Source organism: Streptosporangium nanhuense (assembly GCF_059358815.1).
This window is the reverse complement of record NZ_JCADBG010000005.1, coordinates 113,590-138,606: the sequence shown is the minus strand read 5'-3', so window position 1 is coordinate 138,606 and position 25,017 is coordinate 113,590. Positions and strand designations below refer to the sequence as shown.

Below are 25,017 nucleotides of genomic sequence, written 5' to 3'. Positions count from 1 at the left end.
CAGATATTAAAGAGCAGGCCCTCAGGGGACGAAAACCGCCAGGGACCTGGCGATCCGGTCGTGCTCCTCCACCAGCGCCACCAGGGTGCCGTCGGGGCCGAACACGCCGATCGGCCCGCTCCCCAGGCCCAGCGCGGGCAGCCGCCCCCCGTGCGCGACGGAGGCCGCCTCCTCGGCGGTCACGTCCCGGCGGGGGAAGGCCGCCGCGACCGCGTCGGCCATCGGCAGGATCACGCACTCGGCCGCGAGCCGCTCCAGGGTGTGGGCCCCCGACAGGTCGTAGGGGCCCACCCGGGTACGGCGCAGGGCGGTCAGGTGGCCGCCGACCCCCAGGTCGGCGCCCAGGTCGCGGGCGAGAGCGCGGATGTAGGTGCCGCTGGAGCACGACACCGAGGCGTCGACGTCGACGAGGTCACCGTGCCGGCGCACGGCGGTGATCTCGAAGCCCGAGACGGTCACCGGACGGGCCTTCAGCTCGACCTCCTCGCCCGCCCTGGCCCGCTTGTAGGCCCGCTCGCCGTTCACCTTGATGGCGCTGACCTGCGGCGGGATCTGCATGATCGGGCCGGTGAGCGCGGCGACGCCCTTCCTGATCCCCTCTTCGGCGACCTGTGCCGCCGACGCCGTGGCGATGATCTCGCCCTCGGCGTCGTCGGTGTTGGTGGACTGGCCGAGGCGGATCGTGGCGTCGTAGCCCTTCTCGGTGAGCGCGAGGTGGCCGAGCAGGCGGGTGGCCTTCTCGACGCCGACCACCAGCACGCCGGTGGCCATCGGGTCGAGGGTGCCGGCGTGGCCGACCTTGCGGGTGCCCGCGATGCCGCGGAGCTTGGCCACGACGTCGTGCGAGGTCCACTCGGCGGGCTTGTCAACGATGATCAGTCCGCTCGGCGGCGGGGTGCGCTTGGCGCGAGCCGTACTCATTTCGATCCTTACAGGCGTACCGGGAAGGTTTTACAGCAGTGCCCGGAGACTCGCGATCGTCTCCTCGACGGGCTGGTGGGAGGTGAAACCCGCCGCCTTGGCGTGCCCGCCGCCCCCCAGCGCGGCGCTGACGCGCGAAACGTCCACCCCGCCCTTGGAGCGCATGGAGACCTGCCAGACGCCGTCGTCGTCCTCCTTGAGGATCGTGGCGACATCCGCCTCGTCGGTGCGCCGGATCACGTCGATGATCCCCTCGATCTCGTCGTACGGCAGCCCGTACGCGGCGCGGTCGGCGCGGGTGACGAACGTCCAGACCAGGCCGCCGCCCACCTCGGGCTCCAGCCGCACCCTGCCGAGCACGACGCCGAGCACCTTCAGGTATCCGGACGGGGAACGGTCCCACAGCTCGCGGGCGATCTTCTCCGGGTCGAGCCCGACGGCCAGCAGCCGGGCGGCCATGGCGTGCGCCTCGGGAGTGGTGGAGGAGTGCCTGAAGGAGCCGGTGTCGGTGACGAGCCCGACGTACAGGCAGGTCGCGATGTCCTTGTCGACCGGCAGGCCGAGCCGGTGGATCAGCTCCTCGGCGAGCACGGCGGTGGCCGCGGCGCCGGGGTCGACCAGGTTGAGGGTGCCGAACCCGGTGTTGGAGGGGTGGTGGTCCAGCACGACCAGCTCCTGCGCCTTGACCGTGTTGCCGGCCAGCACGCCGAGACGCCCGACGGTGGGGACGTCGAAGGTGACCATCACCTCGGGCGACGCGGGGTAGTGCGCGGGGGCGGCCAGCAGGTCCTGCCCCGGCAGGAAGCGCAGCAGCCTGGGCACCGTGAAGCGCCGGTCGCCGAAGGAGGCGGTGACCCGCTTGCCCGCCGCGCGCAGCGCGAGCCCGACGCCCAGCATGGAGCCGAGCGCGTCGCCGTCGGGCGAGACGTGGCAGGCCAGCGCGATCTCGTCCGCGGCGGAGATGAGCTCGACGGCCCGGGCCCAGTCCTGACCGGACACCGGGCCCGCCGAGTCGTCACGCAGGTCGGGCGTCACGTCGCGGAGTGTCCCGCGCGTTCCGAGGACTCGTCTTCCTCGCCGTCGCCGTCTTCCCGCTCCTCGGGCTTGCGGTAGGGATCGGCGTCCCCGGCGTGCGCGGCGCCCTCGGCCCGCTTGGCGATCTCCACGTCCCTGGCCTTCGCCTCGGCGAGCAGGTCCTCCAGGTGACGGGCGTTGTCGGGGAGCGGGTCGTGGGTGAACGTCAGCGTCGGCGTGTGGCGCAGGCCCGTCTGGCGGCCCACCTCCGAGCGGATGAGCCCCTTGGCGCTCTCCAGGGCGACGGCGGAGTCGGCCCGCTCGGCCTCGGAGCCGAACACGGTGTAGAACACCGTGGCCTCACCCAGGTCGTTGGTGATGCGCGTGTCCGTGACGGTCACGAACCCCAGCCTGGGGTCCTTGATCCGGCGCTCCAGCATCTCCGCCACGATCTGCTGGATCCGGTCGGCGATCTTGCGTGCGCGTGCGGCGTCCATAGCTCCCCCCTTCTCACGGGGACGGCCGGTGGCGGTAGGGGTGCTTCCGCCGACCGGCCGTCTCCGTATCTAGTCCTCGTCCTCGTTGTAGAGCCGGTGCCTGGCGGACAGCAGCTCGATCTCCGGGTGGAAGGCGATCAGTCGCTCGCAGTCGTCCAGCACCGCGCCGCAGTTGGCGGCGGTGGCGGAGACGACCGCGATCCCGATCTCGGTACGGCGGTGCAGATCGAGGTGGCCGGTCTCCGCGACGGCCACACCCGGGAACCGTCGCTGCACCTCGGCGACGATGGGACGCACCACCGAGCGCTTCTGCTTCAGCGAGTGGACGTCGCCGAGCAGGATGTCCAGTGTCAGAGCACCTACATACATGGTGGGTCACTCGCCACGATCGTCGTCGTGCCACGGGGCGCGGGCCCCGCCCACCGGCCGCGCCCCCGAGGGGCGCGGCCGGCGGAACGGTTCCTTCGCCTGCCGAGGCATCAGACGCGCGGCTTCTCCCGCATCTCGAAGGTCTCGATGACGTCATCGATCTTGATGTCGCTGTAGCCGACACCGATACCGCACTCGAACCCTTCGCGGACCTCGGTCGCGTCGTCCTTGAAACGGCGCAGCGAGGAGACGGTGAGGTTGTCGGAGATGACGACCCCGCCGCGGATGATCCGGGCCTTGCTGTTGCGGACGATCGTGCCCGAGCGGACCAGCGCACCGGCGATGTTGCCGATCTTCGGCACCTTGAAGACCTCGCGGACTTCGGCGGTGCCCATCTGGACCTCTTCGAACTCCGGCTTGAGCATGCCCTTCAGGGCCGCCTCGATCTCCTCGATCGCCTGGTAGATGACCGAGTAGTAGCGGATGTCGACGCCCTCGCGCTCGGCCAGATCGCGCGCCCTGACCTCGGGACGCACGTTGAAGCCGATGATGACGGCGTTGTCGTCGGCGACCGCCAGGTTGACGTCGTACTCGGTGATCGCACCGACGGCGCGGTGGAGCACCCGCAGGCGCACCTCGTCGCCGACGTCGATCTTGAGCAGCGCGTCCTCGAGAGCCTCGACGGAACCGGAGACGTCACCCTTGATGATGAGCTTGAGCTCGTCGACCTGGCCCTTCTCCATCTCGCTGAAGAGCTCTTCGAGGGTGCGGCGCCGGCCGGACTTGGCCATGTCCGCGATGCGCTTGCGCGCGGCGCGCTGCTGGGCGATCTGGCGAGCCATCCGGTCGTCGGTGACGACGATGAAGTTGTCACCGGCTCCCGGCGTCGCGGTCAGACCGAGCACCTGCACCGGACGGGACGGGTCGGCCTCCGGGATCGCCTCGCCCTTGTCGTCGAGCATCGCCCGGACGCGGCCGAAGGCCTCGCCACAGACGATCGAGTCGCCGACGCGGAGCGTGCCGCGCTGGACCAGCACGGTCGCGACCGGGCCGCGGCCCTTGTCGAGGTGCGCCTCGATGGCGACGCCCTGGGCGTCCATCGTGGCGTTGGCCCGCAGGTCGAGCTCGGCGTCCGCGGTGAGCAGGATGGCCTCGAGCAGCTGCTCGATGCCGATCCCGTTCTTGGCGGAGATGTCGACGAACATCGTGGTGCCGCCGTACTCCTCGGCGACCAGGCCGTACTCGGTGAGCTGGGCCCGGACCTTGCCCGGGTCGGCGCCCTCCTTGTCGACCTTGTTGACCGCGACGACGATCGGCACGTCGGCCGCCTGGGCGTGGTTGAGCGCCTCGACGGTCTGCGGCTTCACGCCGTCGTCGGCCGCGACGACCAGGACGGCGATGTCGGTCACCTTGGCACCGCGGGCACGCATGGCGGTGAACGCCTCGTGACCCGGGGTGTCGATGAAGGTGATCTTCCGGTCCTCGTCCTCGTGGACGGTGGAGATCTGGTAGGCACCGATGTGCTGGGTGATGCCACCGGCCTCCCGCGCCACCTCGTTGGTGTTGCGGATGGCGTCGAGCAGCTTGGTCTTACCGTGGTCGACGTGACCCATGACGGTCACCACCGGCGGGCGCGCGACCAGGTCGGACTCGTCGCCCTCGTCCTCGCCGAACTCGATGTCGAAGGTCTCCAGGAGCTCGCGGTCCTCCTCCTCCGGGCTGACCACAAGCAGGTTGTAGTCGAGCTCGGCGGCCAGGAGCTGGAGCGTCTCCTCGTTGACCGACTGCGTGGCGGTCACCATCTCGCCCAGGTGCAGCATGATCTGCACCAGGGACGCCGGGATCGCGCCGATCTTGTCGGCGAAGTCCGACAGGGAGGCGCCGCGCGACAGGCGGATCGTCTGCCCGTTGCCGCGGGGGGCCTGCACGCCGCCGATCGCCGGGGCCTGCATGTTGTCGAACTCTTGACGCCTCTGGCGCTTGGACTTGCGACCGCGGGTCGGGCGTCCTCCGGGACGGCCGAACGCGCCCGCGGTGCCTCCACCGCGACCACGGCCACCGCCACCGGGACGACCGGCGAAACCGCCGCCACCGCCACCGGGACCACCGGTTCCGGTGCCGGGACGGCCTGCGCCGCCACCGCCACCCGGGCGACCGGCGAAACCGCCGCCGCCACCGGGACGACCGCCACCGCCGCCGGGACGGCCGGCGCCGCCACCGGGACGACCGGCACCCGCGCCGCCGCCGGGACGGCCTGCGCCGCCACCACCGCCACCGGGACCGGCGGGCCGGCCCTGGGGCATCATCATCGGGCTGGGACGCGGACCACCGGGACGCGGGCCGCCGGGGCCACCCGCACCGCCACCGGGACGCGGACCGCCGGCACCGGGACCCGGACGCGGGCCACCGGATCCGGGCGGGCCGGAACGGGCGCCGGGCGGACGGGGACCGGCGTTGTCGCGGTCCTGACGGGGACCGCGGTCCTCGCGGGGACCGGGACGCGGCCCCCTGTCGCCGGGACCACCGTCACGGCCGGGACCACCGGGGCCACCGGGACCGCCGGCGCGCGGCGGACGGGCCTGGCCCATGCCGCTGGCGTTGGACGAGAACGGGTTGTTGCCGGGGCGCGGGCCACGCGGGCCCGGACGCGGACCGGGCTTGGGCGCACCGGCACCGGGGGCACCGGCACCGGGCCTGGGGCCCGAAGGCGCTCCACCGGGACCGCCCGCGGGACGACCGCCCTCGGGACGCGCCTCGGGGCGCTGGGCCGGACCCGGACGCGGAGCGGGCCTGGGACCCGGCTTGGGGCCGGGGCCGGAGGCCGCCGGGCGGCCGCTGTCGGTGCGGGGTGCCTCGAACCGCGGGGCCTGCACCTGCGGCGGCTGCTGACGCGGCGGCTGCGGGGGCTGGACCGGCGGAGCCGGGGGGACGACCGGCGGGGCCGCCTGCGGCGCGGGGGCCGCGGGGCGAGCCGGTGCGGGACCCGGACGAGGACCCGGCCTGGGGGCCGGTCCCGGCTTGGGGATGGATGTCGACGCCGCGGGGGCGCCGTTTGGCTGGCCGTCTCCCGGCCGAGGTGCCGCCTGAGGCGGCCTGGGGCCTCTGCCCCTGTCGGACGAGCCCTTACTGGGGCCGCCCAAAGCTTCCGTGAGCCTGCGGACTACCGGTGCTTCGATAGTCGAGGACGCCGAACGCACGAACTCGCCCATCTCCTGGAGCTTGGCCATGACGACCTTGCTCTCCACACCGAACTCCTTGGCGAGCTCGTATACCCGGACCTTCGCCACTGCACTCCCTTGTCTCGGCCCGGGAGGCAGTGCCGCCGGACCGTCGTTACGTTGACGTACTCATCGCCGCATGCTCATCAGGCGCTCATAGCTATCTGACCAGCCCATCAAATCGGCGTCCTACATGACAGTCGGTAACCATTTCACCCGATCCTTTCAGCGTGTCGCTCTTCCAGGTGGCCACGCAGCCGCGACAGGTCGAGTGATTCCGCGACGCGAAAAGCACGCGGAAACGCTCGGCGACGCTCTGCGAGTTCGAGACAGCTCAAGGTGGGATGCAGTGAAGCACCACGACCTTGGAGCCGTCTTCGCAGGTCAGGGACGATAACGCCCTCGACCACCACCAGGCGGAGCAGCTCGGAGGAAACCGTGCGAACCCGGCACCCCACACATGTTCTCAGTGGGGCAGCCTGGCCACCATATTCCAGCTTACCGTGTGGGCGCATCTGCGGGACCGGCCGCGTCCCCCGGCTGGGTGTCGGGACGGATGTCGATCCGCCAGCCGGTGAGGCGGGCGGCCAGCCGGGCGTTCTGCCCCTCCTTGCCGATGGCCAGGGAGAGCTGGTAGTCCGGCACGGTCACGCGCGCGGCGCGGCCGTCGAAGTCGATCACCTCTACGTGGGAAACACGGGCCGGCGACAGTGCATTCCCCACGAAATCCGCGGGATCCTCCGACCAGTCGATGATGTCGATCTTCTCGCCGTGCAGTTCCGTCATCACGTTGCGTACCCGCGAGCCCATCGGGCCGATGCAGGCGCCCTTGGCGTTCACCCCCGGGCGCCGCGACCTGACCGCGAGCTTGGTGCGGTGACCGGCCTCGCGGGCGACGGCGGCGATCTCGACCGTGCCGTCGGCGATCTCGGGCACCTCCAGCGCGAAGAGCTTCTTCACCAGGCCGGGGTGGGTGCGCGACAGGGTCACCGAGGGGCCCTTGTGGCCCTTCTTGACCTGCACCACGTAGCAGCGGATGCGGTCGCCGTGGACGTACTCCTCGCCCGGGACCTGCTCGCTGTGCGGCAGCACCGCCTCGATCTTGCCCAGGTCGACCAGGACCACCCTCGGGTCCTTGCCCTGCTGGATGACTCCCGCCACCAGCTCGCCCTCGCGGCTGGCGAACTCGCCGAAGTTGATCTCGTCCTCGGCGTCGCGCAGCTGCTGCAGGATGACCTGCTTGGCGGTGGTCGCGGCGATGCGGCTGAAGTTGCCCGGGGTGTCGTCGAACTCCCTGAGCACCTCCCCGCTCTCGTCGTCGAGCTCGGCGGCGAAGATTGTCACGTGCCCGGACTTGCGGTCGAGCTCGGCGCGCGCCTTGGCCGCCGCTCCCTCGCTCCGGAAATATGCGATCAGCAGCGCGTCCTCGATCGCCTTGACGACCAGGTCGAAGGAGATGTCCTTCTCCCGCTCCAGGCTGCGCAGGACGCTCATGTCGATGTCCACGAGGCTTCCCCCTTAGCCCTCGTCGCCGTCTTCGCCGTCGTCTTCGGCGTCGTCGAGCCGGCGGAATTCCACCTGCACCCGTCCTCGGGTCAGGTCCTCATAGTCGATGCGGCGCGGCGCGCCGTCGACGTCCAGCTCCACGCCGGTCTCGTCGGTGGCGACGATCCGGCCCTCCACGGCACTGCCGTCCCTCAGGTCGGCCTTGACCAGCCTCTTCACCGCGCGGCGCCAGTGGCGCGGCTCGGTGAGGGGGCGGTCGACCCCCGGAGAGGAGACCTCCAGCACGTACGGGGTGGACCCCATCGCCTCGTCGGCGTCCAGCGTCGCGGAGACGGCGTGGCTGACCTCCGCGACGTCGTCGAGGCTCACGCCTCCGTCACGATCGACCACGACACGCAGCAGCCGCCGCTTGCCCGCGGGGGTGACCGTGACGTCCTCCAAGTCGAGCCCCTCGGCTCCGACGACAGGTTCCAGAAGCTCTATCAGGCGGTCGCGGGATGTGGCGCTGCCCATGCCGACCTCCCATTGTCACGATCTCAGCCGGGCGGACCTCGCCCATGCGATTAACCAGCCTATCCACACCAGGGCGTGGAAACAGCGCCACTCGGTGTGGCGATGCCGCCCGAGAAGCGAGGTGAGTGCCATTATTCCAAGCCCGTACGATGCTAAGTGCGTCAGCTGCCGACACAGAACCGGAGGTCGTCGTGCGTTCCGTCTCCCGGCGCGCCCTGCTGCGGGGTGGCGCCCTCGGGGTAGCGGCCGTGACGGCCGCGGGATGCGCCTCCGAGGAGCCCGTGCCCCCCGTGGCCGCGCCGCCCGACCCCGAGACCCTGCTCCTGCGTGAGCTGATCGCGGGCAAGGAGCGAACCGTCGCCCTGTACGCCTCGGCGGCCTCGGCCCGGCTCGAACCCTTCAGGCAGCGCCACGAGACCCATCTGGCCGAGCTGCGCCGCCGCCTCCCGCCCGCACCGCCCGCACCACCGGCTTCGACGCCCGTGCCGTCGCCCACCCCCTCGCCGTCGGGGAGCGCGGCCCAGGGCGGCCGCGCGTCGGTGCGGACCCTGCGGGACCTGGAACGCAGGGCCGCGGCGCTGCGCACCCGCCAGATCGAGGGGGTGTCGCCCCCGCTGGCCCAGTTGCTCGCCTCCATCGGCGCCTGCGAGGCCGCGCACGCCCTGGCCCTGTCGAGGTCGCTGTGAGGGGCGGCGCCTCGGGGGCCGGGACCGGGGCCGACCAGGGGCTCGGCACGGCGCTGGCGGCCGAGCACGCCGCCGTGTACGCCTACGGGGTCATCGCGGCCAGGACCACCGGCAGGCTGCGCACGACGACGACGGCGGCCTACAACGCCCACCGCGCCCGGCGCGACCGGCTCCGCACCATGATCATCGCCGCGGGCGGCACGCCCACGGAGCCGAAGGCGGCCTACGAGCTCCCCGTCACGCCGTCGAGCGCGGCACAGGCGGTGGAGCTGGCCGTGCTGGTCGAGCGGGGGGTGACCGGCGCCTACCTGGAGCTGGCGGCGTCCCCGGACCCGGCCCTGCGCAGGATGGCCGCGCTGGCCATGCAGGAGTGCGTCGTCCGCTCCTACGGCCTGCGCCCCGAGATCGAGGCCTTCCCCGGCATGCCGCCCCGGACGGCGCCCGAACCCACCGTCATTCCCACGGCCACCCCCGCGGTGCCCCCGTCCCAGTGACGTTTTCCGTGGTTTTTCCCGGATGACCACCTTCCGGCGGAAGGACGGGAACCGGGCTGGTCAGCGCGCAAAACGATCTTCAGCCGGGTTCCCGGGTTCGCGAATCATGATTCAGACGCGCTTTCGAACATGTTTGCACCGCGTCTGCCGGGTAGCTGGATTTCGCTGAACACGCCTAAGGAGGAAGCAATGGGCTGGGGATACCGGAAATCCATGAAGTTCGGTCCGTTCCGTCTTAACCTTTCGCGCGGCGGAGTGGGTCACAGCTGGGGGAACCGCGCCTTCAGGGTCACCAAGACGGCCGATGGGCGCCGCACGCTGAGCGTCAACCTTCCCGGCGGCTTCCACTGGCGCAAGACGCTCAGTAGCAACAGCAGCCGTCGCTGATGGGCATCACCCGGGAACCCTTCGCGAACGCCGCTCGTTCTCATGACACGACGCGAGATTTCGGGGAGTCCGGGGAGAGGGCAATGGGCTGGGGATACAGAAAGTCGATCAAAGTCGGTCCCTTCAGGATCGACCTGTCCCCGCGAGGGATCGGCCACAGCTTCGGCAACCGCCGGTTCCACGTCAGCAGGACTCCTGACGGTCGCAGGTACGTGACCGTCAACCTGCCCGGCGGTTTCCACGTGGGCAAGGCGATCGGCCGGAGCTCCCGGCGTCACCACTACCACTACTGACGCGGGGCCATATACGTGAGAGAGCGGCCCGCCCCCTTCGAAGGGGGCGGGCCGCTCTTCGCGCTTTCCGGGTCATCTTCGCGCTTTCCGGGTCACACGCCTTGCGACGGCGTCCGGGACCGCCTTCGGCGGGGCGGCCCGGGGCGGCCCGGTCTCAGGGGCGGACGGCCCGGCGACGCCCGTGATCGCCTTCGGCGGGGGGCGGAGCCGGGATCATTCCCGGCAGGCCGCCACGACGCGCTCCACGGCCTCGGCGAGGGGGATCTCCTCCTTGGTGCCGGTGGCGCGGTCGCGCAGCTCCCCGACGCCCTGGGTGAGCCCGCGGCCGACGATCAGGATCGTCGGCATGCCGAGCAGCTCGGCGTCCTTGAACTTCACTCCCGGCGAGACGCCGGGGCGGTCGTCCACCAGGACGCGCAGCCCGCGGCCCTCCAGCTCCTCGGCGATCCGGGTGGCGGCCTCGACCTGGCCGTCCTTGCCGGTGCCCACGATGTGGACGTCGGCGGGGGCGATCTCGCGGGGCCAGACCAGCCCGAGCTCGTCGTGCCGCTGCTCGGCCAGCACCGCCACGGCCCGGGAGACACCGATGCCGTAGGAGCCCATCGTGACGCGGACCGGCTTGCCGTCGGGGCCGAGGGCGTCGAGCTTCGCGGCGTCGGCGTACTTGCGGCCGAGCTGGAAGATGTGGCCGATCTCGATGCCGCGGTCGATGGACAGGCCGGAGCCGCAGACCGGGCAGTCGTCGCCCGCGCGGACCTCGGCGGCCTCGATGGTGCCGTCGGCGACGAAGTCACGGCCGGCGACGACGTCCGCGGCGTGCTTGCCGGGCTCGTTGGCGCCGGTCACCCAGGCGCTGCCGTCGACCACGCGGGGGTCGACGAGGTAGCGGACGCCCAGTTCCTTGAGGACCTGGGGACCGATGTAGCCGCGGACCAGGCCGGGGTGTTTCGCGAAGTCCTCGGCCTCGAAAATGGCGGGCTCGCCGGGGGCCAGGGAGGCCTCCAGCCGCTTGAAGTCGACCTCGCGGTCGCCGGGGACGCCGACGATCAGGGTCTCGGTCTTGCCCGAGCCGGGGACGGTCACCTTGACCACGATGTTCTTGAGCGTCTGGGCGGCGGTGACGCCGAGGCCGTGGTGCTCGTTGACGTGGTCGACCAGCGACTCGATGGTCGGGGTGTCGGGGGTGTCGAGCACCCGCATGACGGGCCGCTCGCCGGTGATCGCGGGCGGCGCGGGGGTGACGACGGCCTCGGCGTTGGCCGCGTAGCCGCAGTTGTGGCAGGCCACGAAGGTGTCCTCGCCGGTTTCGGCGGGGGCGAGGAACTCCTCGGAGGCCGAGCCGCCCATCGCCCCGGAGGTGGCGAAACAGATCTTGTACGTGATGCCGAGCCGGTCGAAGGTCTTGATGTAGGTCTCGCGGTGGCGCTCGTAGGAGCGCTTGAGACCGTCGTCGTCGAGGTCGAAGGAGTAGGAGTCCTTCATGACGAACTCGCGCCCGCGCAGGATGCCGGCCCGGGGACGGGCCTCGTCGCGATACTTGGTCTGGATCTGGTAGAGGGTCACCGGATAGTCCTTGTAGGAGGCGTACTCCCCCTTGACCATGTCGGTGAACATCTCCTCGTGGGTGGGACCGAGGAGATAGTCGGCGCCCTTGCGGTCCTTGAGGCGGAAGAGCGTGTCGCCGTACTCGGTCCAGCGGCCGGTCGCCTCGTAGTATTCGCGGGGCAGCAGGGCGGGGAAGAGCACCTCCTGGCCGCCCATGCGGTTCATCTCCTCGCGCACGACGCGCGTGACGTTCTCCAGGACCGTCTTGCCGAGCGGCAGCCAGGAGTAGACGCCGGGTGCGACACGGCGGACGTAACCGGCGCGGACGAGCAGCTTGTGGCTCGGGACTTCCGCGTCTGCCGGGTCGTCCCTCAGCGTTCGAAGAAACAGCGACGACATGCGCAGCAGCACGGCTACTCCTAGCTAGCGAGGTTCGATGTTCTACAGGCTATCGAGTCCCGCAAGCCGATTGTCTGTGGTTGGCCGCTTCCAGGCCCGCTTCCGGGTCCGGTGGCGGGGCCTCAGAGGCCGGTGAGGAAAACGAAGTACGAGGCGCCGAGGACCAGCGCGATCAGCGCGGAGCAGGCCCGGTCGCACCCGCGGCCCAGCGAGACCAGCATCCCCAGCGCGATCGCGACCACCACCACCACGCCCCACGGCCAGAAGCCGGCGACGTGCTCGGGCCCGCCGGGCATGGCCTTGTCGATCCCGTCGAACAGGGCCAGCCCGGCCGCGCCGCCGGCCGCGAGGTCGCCCCAGCGGTCGTAGCGCTTGGCGAGGTAGGACAGGACGCCGATGGCGACGAGGTTCGCGATCATGAGGTTCATCGAGGCGCCGTCGCCGCCGAGGCTCACCAGCCAGGCGTTCTTCGCGAAGATCGTGGCGACCAGCATCGAGAGGATCGGGCCGAACGCGGCCAGAACGCTGGAGAGGACCGCCCAGCCCAGGCCCGCCGCCGTCCGGCCCATGACGACGACGAAGAGGAGGTATGCGTACGGATGGTAAAGCGCGTACAGCAGCTCGGGCCCGTAGGCCAGCAGCGCTCCGACGCCCCCGAGCAGCATCCCCACGAAAAGGGAGAGGACCATATGCCGGAGAATTGCGCGATCCCGGCGGTCTCCCGCTACGAAGTCAAGCGTGTAGTTACGTTCCACCAAAGCCACTGATCCCCCGATCACATTTGCTAGTGGCTATCAGCAGTGTATCTGACCTGGGGAAACATCTCGAACGTGTCAAGTTTACAAAGCGGCCGGCGCTTGATCACGATAAAACTCGGCGAGCGCTCGATCGCGTTTTCGCCGCGAGCCTTTCCATGATTCTCTCCGGGGGGCGGCCGGATCTCCGCGACGCCGTCCGCCCCTTTCCCGCCCGGAATCCGGATTCCCGTGGCCGTCACGGAGAACCGGGAAACCGCAGGGGCGCGTCCCGCCCGTCGCCCGCAGGGCGGCCCGCGCGCGAGGCGGCGTCACCGGCTCGGCCGTCCGGGGGCGTCAGCCACCGAGAAGGATCTCCCAGGGGTGGCGGGACGTGGTCCTGCGGGTGGTGTCGAGCGCCTCTCCGAGGCGGCGCAGCCCGGCCCTGCCGGGGAAGCGCTCGCGGCGCACGGGGTCGACGGCGCGCAGGACGAACGGAACGCCCATGACGTCCAGGGTGGCGTCCCCCGCCGTGGCGGGGCCGGAGCGGGTGACCAGCGCGCCGGGACAGCCCGGATCATGGACGTGCCTGGCCAGGACGGCGGCGATGTCGGCGGCGCCGGGACCGTCGCGCCACTCGATGTGCCAGCCGTGGTCGGCCCCGCGCCACCAGGTCAGGTCGCGGCAGGACTCCATGAGCTCCGACTCTCCCGCGAGCGCGGCCATCACCCGCCCGAACGCCTCGTACGGGAGCCCGCATGGCGGTCGGCTCTCACCGAAGACGCCGGAAGCCCCGGAAGCCCCGGAAGCGTCGAGAGTGCCGGAGGAGGTGGCAGGGCGTCCTGGCCGGTGTGGTCCTCTCGCGTCCTGGAGCGGACCGTCCTTCGGACGCCGGGCACTCGCTTTGCGGCGCTTCTCCGCTCCTGAACTCACGAGAACCAACTGTGATCCGCCGGGCTTGTCCCCGCAAGTGCTGATTCGGTACCCGGACTCACGCCACGGGGGAGGCCGAACCGGCCGGGACCTCGGAGTCGCTCCGGACCTCGGCCGGAACCCCGGGGTCGCCCGGCGCCCCGACCGGCGTCCCGGCCGGCACGACGGCGTCGCGCCGCGCCCTGGCCGCCAGGGCCGCGTTGCGCCGCGCCTCGGCGAGCACGGCGCGGAAGAAGTCGGCGTAGCCGCGCTGCACGAACGCCCCGTACCGCTGGACCTCCGGGTGCCGCTCGCGCAGCCGGTGAAGGGGGACGTTCATCGCCGCGTGGTGCTCGATGTGCAGGTTGTTGCCGTTGGTGTACCAGGTGCTGAACCAGCCTCCGGTGATCGACCGGGTGTTGCGGAGCACGTCGGTGGTGTCGTTGTCGCACAGCACGTGCTCGGGGAGCTCGACCAGGAAGTGCAGCGGTACCGCGACCAGCAGCAGGGGCAGCAGCCACAGCCGCGCCACGATCCCGGCGTGCCCGCCGGCCGCCAGGGCCACGACCGCGAGCACGAGCAGGCCCAGCCCCACGTGCTCGGCCACGATGCGGCGACGCATCCTGGGCGCGATCGAGCCGAAGGCGTAGCGCCACCTGCCGCTCGCGGCGCGCACGCAGTCGCCGAGCACGTCGGCGATCCGCCGGTAGTCGAACGTGCCCCGCAGCAGCAGGCCCGGGGTCAGCGGCGCCCGGGTGTCGAAGCCGAAGAACTCGGTGTCCCCCGGCGTCCCCAGGGCGCGGTGGTGCTGCAGGTGCCTGATCCGGTAGTGGCTGTAGACCACCAGCAGCGGGAGCCCCAGGGGCACCCCGACGATCCGGTGCAGGCGCGCGCTCCGGAAGGCCGCGTGGTGCAGGCACTGGTGCTGCAGCTCGACCGCGTGGGTGAACATGGCGCCCAGCAGCACGATCCCGGCCACCACCGCCAGCGGGTGGTCCGAGAGCGCCAGCCATCCTCCGCACCCGGTCAGGGCGGCGAGCAGGGCAAGCTTGCCCCAGAAGATCCACTCGTCGCGCCGGCCGACCGAGCTCCTCCGGTAGAGCAGCACCGGCCCCGGGAGCGGTGTCTCGGCTACTTCAGTCATCAGGTCCATCTCCAAGAATCGATCGTGGTCATCACGGCCCGTCCGCCCGCGCGGCGGAGGGGTCAGCGGCCGCTGAGCACGACGACGTGGGTGCCGCCGGCCGCGAGGGTCTCCGCCCGGCCCAGCAGCCCGGCCAGCGCCACCGCTCCCGCCGCCGTGGGCGTGGGGCCGTGGACGGCCAGGGCGTCCCGCGCCCGGAGCAGTTCCGCGTCGCTCGCGCCGAGCACCTCGCCGCCGCAGAGCCGGATCGCGTCCATCGCCGCGGCGCCCTGCAACGCGTGCCAGTTGACCAGCGGCTGGTTGTGGTCCGTCGTGGAGACCGCCTCCGGCGCCAGCGGCAGGTACTCCCCCGGCCAGCTGGTCACGATCGGGTTGTTGCCGGCCGAGCCGACGCCCACGATCCGGGTGGGCCAGCCCAGCGCGACCAGGCGCCGGTGTACGGCGATCGCCGTGGTGCCGTTGCCGACCGGCAGCCAGATGGTGTGCGGGGGCTCGTCCAGCCCGGCGGCGAGGGCGTCGACGACCTCGCCGTGGCCCGCCAGCACCTGGGGCTCGCAGGGGCCGTCGACGTTGCCGTCGAGCGCCCCCCTCTCGGCGGCGATCCTCCGTGAGGCGTCCACCGCCTCCTCGTAACTGCCGTCGACGAGGACCACCCGGGCACCCAGGGCGCGCATGGCGGCGCCGCCGTCGCTCCAGCCGGAGGGGAGCACGACGGTGACGGCGAGCCCGGCGGCGGCACCCGCGGCGGCCGCCGCGCGACCGTAGTTCCCGCAGGTGGCGACCACCACGTCCCGGTATCCGGCTTCCAGCGCGTGGCGGACGACGGCGCGGGCGGCCGGCTCCTTGTGGCTGCCGGAGGCGTAGCGGGTCTCGTCCTTGACCAGGACGCGGACGCCGGGGACGAGCCCGTACGCCTCGACCAGCGGGGTCTCCCCGGCGTGCTGGGGGAACGGCTTGGAGAGGGCGGCGGGCGGGGAGGTGATGCTGTCGAGCGTCACGGGGGATCCTTCGTGCGGGTGGGCGTGCGGGCGGGGCGGGACGGCGGGCGGGACGTGAGGATTCGGCGCGGCGTGATCGACCGGGCCTGTCCGGGCGGGGATCCCCGCCCGGACAGGTGACGGCGTGTCAGGGACGTGTGGTGGCCAGCAGCTCGTCGGCGTGGCGCTGCATGGTGTCCCGGTCGCCGAGCCTGGCGGGCGGCAGGGCGTCGGGAAGCTCGTCCTCCAGGAACCGCAGCCGCCGGTGGAACCAGCCGCGTACCGCCCAGGCCAGCTGGACGAGCCCGCTGACGACGATCAGCAGCGCGAGGCCTCGGCCGGGCCCGGTGCCCAGCAGCGGGCCGACGGAGCCCGCGAGCGCGCCCCCGGATTCCAGCAGGGGCCGGAACACGTGGTCGGCGAGCGGCCCCACCACCAGGAAGCCCAGCGGCATGGTCAGCATCATCACCGTGATGAAGATCGACAGCACCCGGCCCTGCAGCTCCAGGCCGACCTTGGTCTGCAGCAGCGCGATCCAGTGCCCGTTGATGAGGGACTCGGTGAAGGAGAGGACGAACATGCCCGCGACCGCGAACCAAGGGGCCGTGCCGAGGCCGACGAAGGCCATCGCGACGCTCGCGACCCCCATGAAGAAGATCATTCCCTCGGTACGGCGGCGGGTGCCGCCCCACAGGCTCATGGTGAGCGCCCCCAGCAGGCCGCCCACCCCGCCCGCGGACAGCACCAGCCCGAGAGCCTGCTCGGACTGCTCGATCAGGATCATCGGCGTGATCACCGCGAAGCCCAGCGTGTAGAAGAGGTGGTCGATGACGAAGAAGCGCAGCGCGATCCGCAGGCCCGGCCTGCGGGCGACGTAGCGCCAGCCGTTGGCGATCTCCGTCCCGAACGACTCCTCGCGCCTGCGGAACATCCGGTCGGGGAACCGCACGGCCAGCAGGGTGCCCGCCCCGACCAGGAAGGTCGCCGCGTCCACCAGCAGCACGCCCCGGACCCCGATGACGCCGATCAGGCCCGCCCCGAGCATCGGGGCGAACACCGCCCCGGCGCCGGTGCCCAGCTGGGCGATGCCGTTGGCGTGGCCGAGATAGCGTTTGGGGACGATCTGGGCCACCGCGGCCAGGTAGGCCGGGCGCTGGAAGGCGCCCGCCAGCGAGGTCAGCGCGAGTGCGACGTACACCTGCCACATCTCCAGCCGGCCGCTGAAGAGCAGGACGGCCAGTACGGCGGTGGCCAGACCCGACGCCGAGTCGGCCGCCAGCATGACGCGCCGCCGGTCCCAGCGGTCCGCGACGGCGCCCGCGACCGGGCCGGCGAGGATTCCCGGCAGCAGTCCCACCGCGGACATCACCCCGAACGCGGTGACGTCGCCGGTGCGCTGGTAGACCCAGATGCTGAGGACCAGCGTGCTCAGGCCGCTGCCCACCAGGGAGACGAACTGGCCGAGCGCGACGAGGGCGAATATCCCCAGGCTGGGGGCCGCGGCACCGCCGCGCCCCGCGCCACCGGCACCCCGGCCGGTGTCCTCGGCACCCCGGCCGGTGCCCTCGGCACCCCGGCCGGTGCCCTCGGTGCCCCGTCGCGGGTCGTCGGTGTCGTCGGCCTCGCCCGGGACTTCACGAGGAGAAAGGGGTACGGGCTCCAGCCAGCGCCGGGCGGCGGTGTCGATCACCTCGGCGACCTCGGGGGCCTGGTGCTTGACGAAGAAGTGGCCGCCGCCGGGGAGCACGGAGAGCTCGACGCTCTCAGAGAAGTGCGCCCACTCCCGGTGGCGTTCCTGGTAGAGCTCGGTCACCCGGTCGCGCTCCCCCACCAGGCTGAGGATCGGCGAGCGCAGCCTGCGGTACCCGGTCCCGGTGAACGCGGCGGTGAAGTACTCCTCCGCGTCCCGGGCGTCGTGCCGCACGTTGCGCAGGGCGAACGCCTGCTCGGCCGGGTCCTGGAGCTCGGTGAAGCCGCCCCGGGCCCGCAGGAAGGACAGGTACTCGCGGTCGGAGGTGAGGCGGTCGACGGGCAGCACCCGGTAGACCCAGTCGAAGAACCGGCCGGGCAGCCGGGCCGTGGGGAAGCTCGCGCCGAGCACCGTGCCGAGCACCCGCACCCCGGCCTCCTCCGCCTGCCGGGCCACCTCGACGGTGAGCGCCGTGCCCATGCAGTGCCCGTACAGCACGACCGGGCCGGGGATCTCGCGCATCTCGGCCACCACGAGGGCCGCGAGCTCCTCGCACGGCAGCAGCGGCTCGTCCGGGCGGCTGATGTCGTGGCCGGGCAGCTCCACGGCGTACAGGACGCTGTCCTTCGGCAGTGCCTCGGCCAGCGGGTGGTAACTGACGGCCTGCCCGCCCGAGTAGGGGACGCAGACCGCGGTGAAGGCCACGTCGCCCGGCGCGGGGTCGCCGGACAGGCGGCGCAGCAGGCGGCCCGCGTCCGCGGGGCCGGTTCCCTCCGCGCGGGCGTCGAGCAGGGCGGCGAGCTGGGCGACGGTCGGGTTCTGGTACAGGTCGATCACGCGCAGCGCCGGGTCGATCCGCCGGACCAGGCGCAGGGCGCTGAAGGAGTCGCCGCCCAGGGCGAAGAAGGTGTCGTTCCCGCCCACCCGCTCGACCTGGAGGACCTCCGACCACACCTCGGCGATCCGGATCTCGGTGGGCGTGGCGGGCCGGACGTGGCGGGAGGCGTCGGCGCCCTCCGGCGGGGCGGGCAGGGCGCGGCGGTCGAGCTTGCCGTTGGGGGTGAGCGGCAGCGAGGTCAGGGAGACGATGCGGGCGGGCACCATGTGGGCGGGCAGGACCTCCGCGAGGTCACGGCGCAGGCCCGCCTCGTCGGTCACCTCGCCCGGCCCGGTCGTCACGTACCCGATCAGCTGGGCGGTCCCGCCGGCGAGGTCGTGCACGGCGGCCGCGCAGGCGAGGACGCCGGGGCGGGCCCCGAGAGCCGCCTCCACCTCGCCCAGCTCGATCCGGTAGCCGTTGACCTTGACCTGGTCGTCGAGGCGGCCCAGGAACTCCAGCGTCCCGTCGGCGCGGTACCTGGCGCCGTCCCCGGTCCGGTACATGCGCGCGCCCGGCACGAAGGGGTCGTCGAGGAAGCGTTCCGCGGTCAGCTCGGGCCGGCCGTGGTAGCCGGCGGCCACGCCGTCGCCGCCCAGGTACAGCTCGCCGACGACACCGGGCGGCACCGGCGAACGCCCGGCGTCCAGCACGTACGCCCGGTTGTTGGCGAAGGGCCTGCCGATGGGCAGGGGCGCCTCGGCGGGCATGCCGTCCGTGTCGCCGTCGAAGTACACGTTGTCGACGGTGACCTCGGTGACGCCGTACGCGTTCACCACCCTGCCCCCGGGCCCGACGAGGCGCCGCGCCTGCCGGTACTCGCGCACGTGCCACTTCTCGCCGCCGCCGATGAGGAGCCGGACGAAGTCCAGCGTGGCGCCGACGGCCTCCGCGTGGGAGAGCAGCCCGCGCAGGACGGCGGGGACGAGCTCGGTGCACCGCACGTTCTCGCGGCGCATGAGGTCCAGCAGCGCGGCCGGTTCCAGGAGCGCCTCCCGGGGGACCACGACGAGCCGCCCTCCCGTGCACAGGGCGCGCAGCGTCTCGCCGACGAACATGTCGAAGGAGAAGCTGGCCGCCTGCTGGTAGGTCCACTCGGGGCTCAGGTGGTAGTCGTGCCGCCACATGTGCACGGCGTGCACCAGATGGCGGTGCGTCACCACCACGCCCTTGGCGCGGCCGGTGGAACCGGAGGTGTAGATGACGTACGCCGGGTCGTCGGGACCGCAGGAGGGGGCGAGGTCGGTGTCCGGGAGCAGGGAGATCGCCGTGTCCTCGGTGTCCAGGGTGAGGACCCGCGGCCATGCCCCGTCTTCGGGTTCGCCGGATGACGGCGGGGCGAGGCCGGTGCGGGTGAGCAGGACGGCGGCGCCGCTGTCCCGGAGCATGTAGCGCAGCCGCTCGGCCGGGTAGGCGGGGTCCAGCGGGACGTAGGCCGCGCCGGACTTGAGGACGGCCCACATCGCGACGAACAGCTCCACCCCCCGGTCCAGGCAGATGGCGACCAGGGAACCCGGACCGGCGCCGCGCTCCCCCAGGGCGCGGGCCAGGCGGTTGGCGCGGGCGTTGAGCTCGCCGTAGGTGACGGTGGTCCCGTCGTGGGTCAGCGCGGGCGCCTCGGGGGTCGCCGAGGCGTGCGCCTCGAAGAGGCGGTGCACCGGCAGGCCGGTGGGCCGCTCCACGCGGAAGTCGTTCCACGTGTGGAGGATCCGGTGGCGTTCGGCGCCGGACAGCAGCGGCAGTTCCTCGACGCAGCGGTCCGCGGACCGGGCGGCGGCGTCCAGGAGGGTGAGGAGCTGGTCCAGCAGGCGGTCCACGGTCGCCGGGTCGAACAGCTCGGTGGCGAAGTCCGCGTTGAGCACCGGGCCGTCGGCCGGGAAGTCCAGCCCGATCGACAGGTCGACCATCCCGGCCGCGGGCGCGGTGTCACCCGCGTACCGCCAGCGCACCCCGGCCTCCTCCACACCGCCCGAGGGGGTGTTGTGGACCGTGAGCATCACGGGGCCGAACGGGTTGCGGTTGAGCGCGGGCGCGAGCCCCAGCAGGGCGGGCAGGGCGGGGAGCGGCAGCTCCTGGTGGTCCAGGTCGGAGACGGTGTCGCGCCGTACCGCCGCCAGCAGTTCCGCGAAGGTGGTGCGCGCGGAGAGGTCGCCGCGCAGCGGGAGGATGTTGAGCAGCGGGCCGACGGCCCTCTCCTCGTCCAGGCTGCCACGGCAGGCCACCGGCGCGAGAACGGTGATGTCCTCGCGGCCCGTGACACGCCACACCAGGGTCCGCACACCGGCGAGCAGGACCATGAACAGGCTCGCGCCGTGGTCGCGGCCGACGGTCTCCAGCCGTTCCAGGAGCCCCTCGGGCAGCGGGCGGGCGACCCGGTCGGTGCGGTAGGTCCGGGTGGCGGGGCGGGGGCGGTCCGCGGGCAGCTCGACCCCGAGATCGGCTCCCTCCAGGCGGCGGCGCCAGTACGCGGCGAGCGAGGGCCGGGCCTCCCGCCCGGCGCGGGCGGCCGCCAGGCTGGAGAAGTCCGCCCCCGGGGCGGGGAGGCGGGCCGGGGTGCCGGTGCGGGCCGCGCGGTACAGCTCGGCGAGGTCGGTGAGCACCACCCCGGCCGACCAGCCGTCGAAGGCCGTGTGGTGGACGACGAGCAGCAGTTCGTGGCGGTCTTCGGCCGTCCGCAGGAGGGTGGCGCGAAGCAGCGGTCCCCTCGCGAGGTCGAACGGCTCGGCGACGGCCCGGCGGCGGATCGCCTCCGCCTCGTCCCCGTCCCCGTCCCCGTCCGGCGCGTCGGCCTCGTCGAGCCTCACGGGGCCCGCGAGGTTCGGCGGGTCGATGACGGTGACCGGCCGGCCGTCCTCGCCGACCGGGTACCGGGAGCGCAGGATCGCGTGCCGTACGGTGAGCGCGTCCAGCGCGGCACGCAGCGCGGCGATGTCCAGCGGGCCGGTCAGGCGGTAGCGGATGCCGAGGTTGTGGACCGGGTTCTCGCCGTAGAGCTGCTCCGCCATCCAGAAGTCGGCCTGCAGGGGGTGGGCGCCGTTTCCCTGCCTTCCCTGCCTTCCCTGCCTTCCCTGTCTTCCACCTCGCCGTTCACCGGCGAGCGGTCCTCGTTCGCGGGGTGCCCGCCACCCGAGGCGGAGTTCGCGGGGTGCCCGTCCCCCGAGGCGAGGAGCTCCCGGGCGACGGCGGCCACGAGTCCGGAGACGGTGGGGGCCGCGTAGAAGTCGGCGAGGGTGAGCTCGACACGGTGAACGCCGCGAAGCCTGGTGAGCACCCGCACGGCGGCGAGCGAGTCGCCGCCCAGCGAGAAGAAGTCCCGGTCGCCGCCGATGTCGTGACGGCCGAGGACCTCCGCCCAGATCGCGGTGACGGCGCCGGGGAGTCCCCGCCCGCCGCCTTCCCCGCTGCTTTCAGCGTCGCGGGAGGTCGCGGGGTCTCCTCCGGGGAGCGTGCCGGGCCCGCTCACCGCGGGGGTCGCCCCGCCGATCAGCGCCGCCCGGTCCACCTTGCCCTGGACGGTGACCGGGAAGGAGGGGTGGAAGGTGAAGGAGGCGGGCACCATGTGCGCCGGCAGCGACCGCCCGAGCTCCCTCCGGAGGAACTCGGCGGACGGCACCTCTCCAGGCACCTCCCCGGGCGCCCCCGACGCCAGGTCGGCGGTCTCCGTGAGCAGGTGGGCCGCGAGCCTCGGCGCTCCGGGGATCCGCTCGTCGAGCCCCACCACGGCGTCGCGGACCCCCGGCAGGCCGCACAGGGCGGACTCGATCTCGCCGAGCTCGACCCGGAAGCCACGGATCTTGACCTGGTGGTCGTCGCGGCCCAGGAACACCAGCGAGCCGTCGTCGCCCCGCCGTACACGGTCGCCGGTGCGGTACCAGGCCGTCTGACGCCCGGCGAGCTCGCCGGAGGTCCGGCCCGGGTGAAAGCGTTCGGCGGTGGCCTCCGGACGGCCGAGATAGCCGAGTGCCACCGTGGGGCCGCCGATGTGCAGCTCCCCCTCCGCGCCCGGGGGGACGGGGGCGCCGTCGGGCCCGGCGACCAGGCACAGCACGCCCGGGATCGGGAAGCCGATGGGCACCGGCCCCTCCCCGTCCCAGTGGCCGAGGTCGGCGACCGTGGCGACCACGGTGGTCTCGGTGGGCCCGTAGGTGTTCAGCAGGCGGGCCCCCGCGCCGGGACCGCACCGCCAGGCCCGTACCGCCTCGGGCCGCGCCCGCTCGCCACCGATGATCACGAGGCGCAGGGCGGGCGGCCACCGCAGGCCCGGATCGGGCAGGGCCTCGACGAGTTCGTGCCAGTACGCGGTGGGCAGGTCGAGCACGGTGACGCCGAGCTCGCGGCAGCGCTCGAGCAGCAGGTCGGGGCGGCTGATCATGTCGTCGTCGCGTACCACCACGGTCGCGCCGCGGGTGAGCGCGGGGAAGATCTCCTCCACGCTGGCGTCGAAGCCGAGCGAGGCGAACTGCAGGATCCGGTCGGCGCCGGTGAGGCCGTACGTCTCCACGGCGGCCTCGCAGAAGTGGGCCAGGGCCCGGCCGGGCACCGCGACGCCCTTGGGCCGGCCGGTGGAGCCCGAGGTGAAGATGACGTAGGCGGCGTCCTCGGGACGATCGGCCCGGGACTCGTCCCCCGGTTCCTCACCGGTGACGTCGGTGACGTCGATGTCGTCGGTGACGTCGATGTCGTCGGTGACGTCGGTGACGTCGGTGTCGAGGAACAGCGGGTGCGCGGCGGGGGGCAGCGCCGCTCGCAGCGAGGTGGTGGTGACCGTGACCCGCAGCCCCGCCTCCTCGGCCATGACGGCCAGGCGCTCGGCGGGATAGGCCGGGTCGAGGGGTACGTAACCGGCTCCCGCCCCCAGGATCCCGAGCATCGCGACGATCGCGTCCGCTCCCCGGGGCAGCAGGAGGCCGACCAGATCGCCCTCGCCGACCCCGGCGGAGCCGCGGAGCCGACGGGCGAGCGCGCCGGCCCGGCCGACCAGCCCGGCGTAGCTCAGCGTGCCCGACGCGTCCACGACGGCGGGCGCGTCAGGGGCCTGGCGGGCTCTCGCCTCGACGGCCTCCAGGATCCACCGCGCGCCTCGCGAATCGGACGGGTGGGGGCGAGGGGCGTGGGATGCGGCGGGGACGGCGTCGTCCCGGACCGGGGAGAGCATGAGTGGGGGCGGCCTCTCGTGACAGAACTTGACCGTCCGCTTACACAGGAGTGATCACAGGCGGTAACGCAGCAGCGATCCTGCTCTCGCCCGATGAACAGGAAAGGTCACAAACGTGATGTTCCAGCCGACACCGCATGACATTTGGATCAAGCGCCCGTCGTTCCCCGGCGGACGATTCGATCATGTCGGCGCGTGAGTCTGGCGGGCCGCCCCCGGGTGATACAGAATCGAGCAGGGCATCGCGTTCATGACATCCAACGCCGAGGAGGCGACATGTCACTGCGAGTCGCGATCGTGGGGTCAGGACCCGCCGGGATCTACACCGCCGAGGCCCTGACGAAGCAGGCCACCGTGCCTCTCGGGGTGGACGTCCTGGAGCGCCTGCCGACGCCGTACGGGCTGGTGCGCTACGGGGTGGCTCCCGACCACACCTCGATCAAGTCGATAGCGAACTACCTGCGCGGCGTGCTGGAGCTTCCCCAGGTGCGCTTCCTCGGCGGTGTCGAGCTGGGCAAGGACATCGACGTCACCGACCTGCTCGACTGCTACGACGCCGTTGTCTACTGCACCGGCGCGATGGTGGACCGGCGGATGGGCATCCCCGGCGAGGACCTGCCGGGCAGCGTGGCCGCCACCGACTTCGTCAACTGGTACTGCGGCCATCCCGACATGCCCGCCGACCGCTTCGTCCTCGACAGCCCCGAGGTCGCGGTGATCGGCGTGGGCAACGTGGCGGTCGACGTGGTGCGCGTCCTGGCCAAGACGGCCGAGGAACTGCGCGCCACGGACGTGCCCGAGGAGGTGCTGACCCGGCTGGCCGCCAGCGAGGTGAAGACCGTCCACATGATCGGACGCCGGGGGCCCGAGCACGCCAAGTTCACGTTGAAGGAGCTCAGGGAGCTGGGCGAGCTGGCCAACGCGGACGTGCGCGTGCGGCCCGAGGAGTGCGTGGCGGACGTCACGACGGCGTCCCGGCAGGTCCGGGGGAACGTCGAGGTCCTGCGGAGCTGGGCCGGCCGCCCCTCCACGGGCCGCCCCCGGCGGCTGGACGTGCGGTTCTGGATGCGCCCGGTGGAGATCATCGGCGAGGAACGGGTGGAGGGGCTCAAGCTGGAGCGCACCCGGCTGGTGGACGGCCGGGTCGTCGGCACCGGCGAGTTCGAGACCCTCCCGGTCGGCATGGTGCTGCGCTCGGTCGGCTACCGGAGCGTGCCGCTGCCCGGCGTTCCCTTCTCCGAGACCACCATGACCGTGCCGAACGAGGCCGGCCGGGTCCGCGACCGCGAGTACGTCGCGGGCTGGCTCAAGCGGGGCCCCACCGGCGTGATCGGCACCAACAAGTCCGACGCCGCCGAGACGGTCCGCACCCTCCTCGCCGACCTGGCCGGCCGCGATCCGGTACGCCGCGCGGACCTGGACGACCTTCTCGCCGCCCGGGGGGTGTCGCCGATCACCTACGAGCACTGGCTCGCCATCGAGGCGGCCGAGGCGGCCCTGGCCAGATCCCTCGACCGGGGCGAGCGGGTGAAGCTCCTCGGCCTCGCCGCCATGCTCACCGCCCTCGACCGGAAGCCGGGGCCGGAAGAGGACCTGGAGACCGGCTGAGCCTTCCGGAACGGCTGGACCGGCTGGACCGGCCGTGTGCCGGGTACGACCGGTGACCGGGGTGCGTCCGCTTCGGCC

General features: G+C 72.6%; 20 protein-coding genes. 5 read left to right on the top strand and 15 right to left on the bottom strand.

What is annotated here, in order from left to right:
- Positions 1–21: 21 nt before the first annotated feature.
- From truB to rimP, 8 genes are all read right to left on the bottom strand, one after another.
- Positions 22–921, bottom strand: a complete 900-nt coding sequence (gene truB, locus AC5L38_RS12335) for a tRNA pseudouridine(55) synthase TruB (RefSeq protein ID WP_495242899.1) — start codon at positions 919–921, stop codon at positions 22–24.
- Between the two features lie 30 nt (positions 922–951).
- Entirely contained in the window at positions 952–1,956 is a 1,005-nt protein-coding gene (locus AC5L38_RS12330; RefSeq protein WP_495242898.1) for a DHH family phosphoesterase, read from the bottom strand.
- Positions 1,953–2,432 (bottom strand): 30S ribosome-binding factor RbfA, encoded by a 480-nt coding sequence (gene rbfA / locus AC5L38_RS12325; RefSeq protein WP_495242897.1) that lies wholly within the window; start codon positions 2,430–2,432, stop codon positions 1,953–1,955. The genes AC5L38_RS12330 and rbfA overlap by 4 nt, the downstream gene beginning before the upstream one ends.
- A 69-nt stretch (positions 2,433–2,501) precedes the next feature.
- Complete coding sequence (locus AC5L38_RS12320; RefSeq protein ID WP_344920595.1) at positions 2,502–2,801, bottom strand: DUF503 domain-containing protein; 300 nt, start codon at positions 2,799–2,801, stop codon at positions 2,502–2,504.
- Positions 2,802–2,911: 110 nt separating this feature from the next.
- Complete coding sequence (gene infB, locus AC5L38_RS12315; protein ID WP_495242896.1) at positions 2,912–6,088, bottom strand: translation initiation factor IF-2; 3,177 nt, start codon at positions 6,086–6,088, stop codon at positions 2,912–2,914.
- A gap of 143 nt (positions 6,089–6,231) precedes the next feature.
- Entirely contained in the window at positions 6,232–6,534 is a 303-nt protein-coding gene (locus tag AC5L38_RS12310) for a YlxR family protein (RefSeq protein ID WP_386158602.1), read from the bottom strand.
- On the bottom strand, positions 6,518–7,513 hold the full coding sequence (gene nusA, locus AC5L38_RS12305) for a transcription termination factor NusA (protein WP_350972934.1): 996 nt from the start codon (positions 7,511–7,513) through the stop codon (positions 6,518–6,520). The genes AC5L38_RS12310 and nusA overlap by 17 nt, the downstream gene beginning before the upstream one ends.
- Positions 7,514–7,537: 24 nt before the next feature.
- The gene (gene rimP / locus AC5L38_RS12300; RefSeq protein WP_389912457.1) at positions 7,538–8,038 is read right to left on the bottom strand and encodes a ribosome maturation factor RimP; all 501 of its coding nucleotides are present in this window, start codon (positions 8,036–8,038) and stop codon (positions 7,538–7,540) included.
- Between the two features lie 191 nt (positions 8,039–8,229).
- Between rimP and AC5L38_RS12295 the strand changes: the two genes are divergently transcribed.
- From AC5L38_RS12295 to AC5L38_RS12280, 4 genes are all read left to right on the top strand, one after another.
- A complete protein-coding gene (locus AC5L38_RS12295) occupies positions 8,230–8,724 on the top strand; it encodes a hypothetical protein (RefSeq protein WP_495242895.1) in 495 nt (164 codons plus the stop codon).
- The gene (locus AC5L38_RS12290) at positions 8,721–9,218 is read left to right on the top strand and encodes a ferritin-like domain-containing protein (protein WP_495242894.1); all 498 of its coding nucleotides are present in this window, start codon (positions 8,721–8,723) and stop codon (positions 9,216–9,218) included. The genes AC5L38_RS12295 and AC5L38_RS12290 overlap by 4 nt, the downstream gene beginning before the upstream one ends.
- A 189-nt stretch (positions 9,219–9,407) precedes the next feature.
- On the top strand, positions 9,408–9,605 hold the full coding sequence (locus tag AC5L38_RS12285; protein WP_350972795.1) for a DUF4236 domain-containing protein: 198 nt from the start codon (positions 9,408–9,410) through the stop codon (positions 9,603–9,605).
- Between the two features lie 83 nt (positions 9,606–9,688).
- Entirely contained in the window at positions 9,689–9,898 is a 210-nt protein-coding gene (locus tag AC5L38_RS12280; protein WP_389912465.1) for a DUF4236 domain-containing protein, read from the top strand.
- A gap of 213 nt (positions 9,899–10,111) precedes the next feature.
- On the opposite strand, the gene AC5L38_RS12275 is transcribed toward AC5L38_RS12280, so the two are convergent.
- The 7 genes from AC5L38_RS12275 to AC5L38_RS12245 all read right to left on the bottom strand — a co-directional run bounded on the left by AC5L38_RS12275 (position 10,112) and on the right by AC5L38_RS12245 (position 23,331).
- Positions 10,112–11,854, bottom strand: a complete 1,743-nt coding sequence (locus AC5L38_RS12275; RefSeq protein ID WP_495242893.1) for a proline--tRNA ligase — start codon at positions 11,852–11,854, stop codon at positions 10,112–10,114.
- A gap of 110 nt (positions 11,855–11,964) precedes the next feature.
- On the bottom strand, positions 11,965–12,531 hold the full coding sequence (locus tag AC5L38_RS12270; protein WP_495242892.1) for a hypothetical protein: 567 nt from the start codon (positions 12,529–12,531) through the stop codon (positions 11,965–11,967).
- Between the two features lie 402 nt (positions 12,532–12,933).
- A complete protein-coding gene (locus AC5L38_RS12265) occupies positions 12,934–13,302 on the bottom strand; it encodes a hypothetical protein (RefSeq protein WP_495242891.1) in 369 nt (122 codons plus the stop codon).
- Between the two features lie 265 nt (positions 13,303–13,567).
- Positions 13,568–14,632, bottom strand: coding sequence for a fatty acid desaturase family protein (locus AC5L38_RS12260; RefSeq protein ID WP_495242890.1), 1,065 nt, complete (start codon positions 14,630–14,632; stop codon positions 13,568–13,570).
- Positions 14,633–14,694: 62 nt separating this feature from the next.
- Positions 14,695–15,630, bottom strand: coding sequence for a pyridoxal-phosphate dependent enzyme (locus AC5L38_RS12255; protein WP_495242889.1), 936 nt, complete (start codon positions 15,628–15,630; stop codon positions 14,695–14,697).
- Positions 15,631–15,757: 127 nt separating this feature from the next.
- Positions 15,758–21,181: a non-ribosomal peptide synthetase/MFS transporter gene (locus tag AC5L38_RS12250; RefSeq protein ID WP_495242888.1), complete on the bottom strand. Its 5,424-nt coding sequence runs from the start codon at positions 21,179–21,181 to the stop codon at positions 15,758–15,760.
- Positions 21,121–23,331, bottom strand: coding sequence for a non-ribosomal peptide synthetase (locus AC5L38_RS12245; protein WP_495242887.1), 2,211 nt, complete (start codon positions 23,329–23,331; stop codon positions 21,121–21,123). The genes AC5L38_RS12250 and AC5L38_RS12245 overlap by 61 nt, the downstream gene beginning before the upstream one ends.
- A gap of 276 nt (positions 23,332–23,607) precedes the next feature.
- Here AC5L38_RS12245 and AC5L38_RS12240 point away from each other — a divergent pair, with 276 nt between their 5' ends.
- Complete coding sequence (locus AC5L38_RS12240; RefSeq protein WP_495242886.1) at positions 23,608–24,939, top strand: FAD-dependent oxidoreductase; 1,332 nt, start codon at positions 23,608–23,610, stop codon at positions 24,937–24,939.
- Positions 24,940–25,017: the final 78 nt, after the last annotated feature.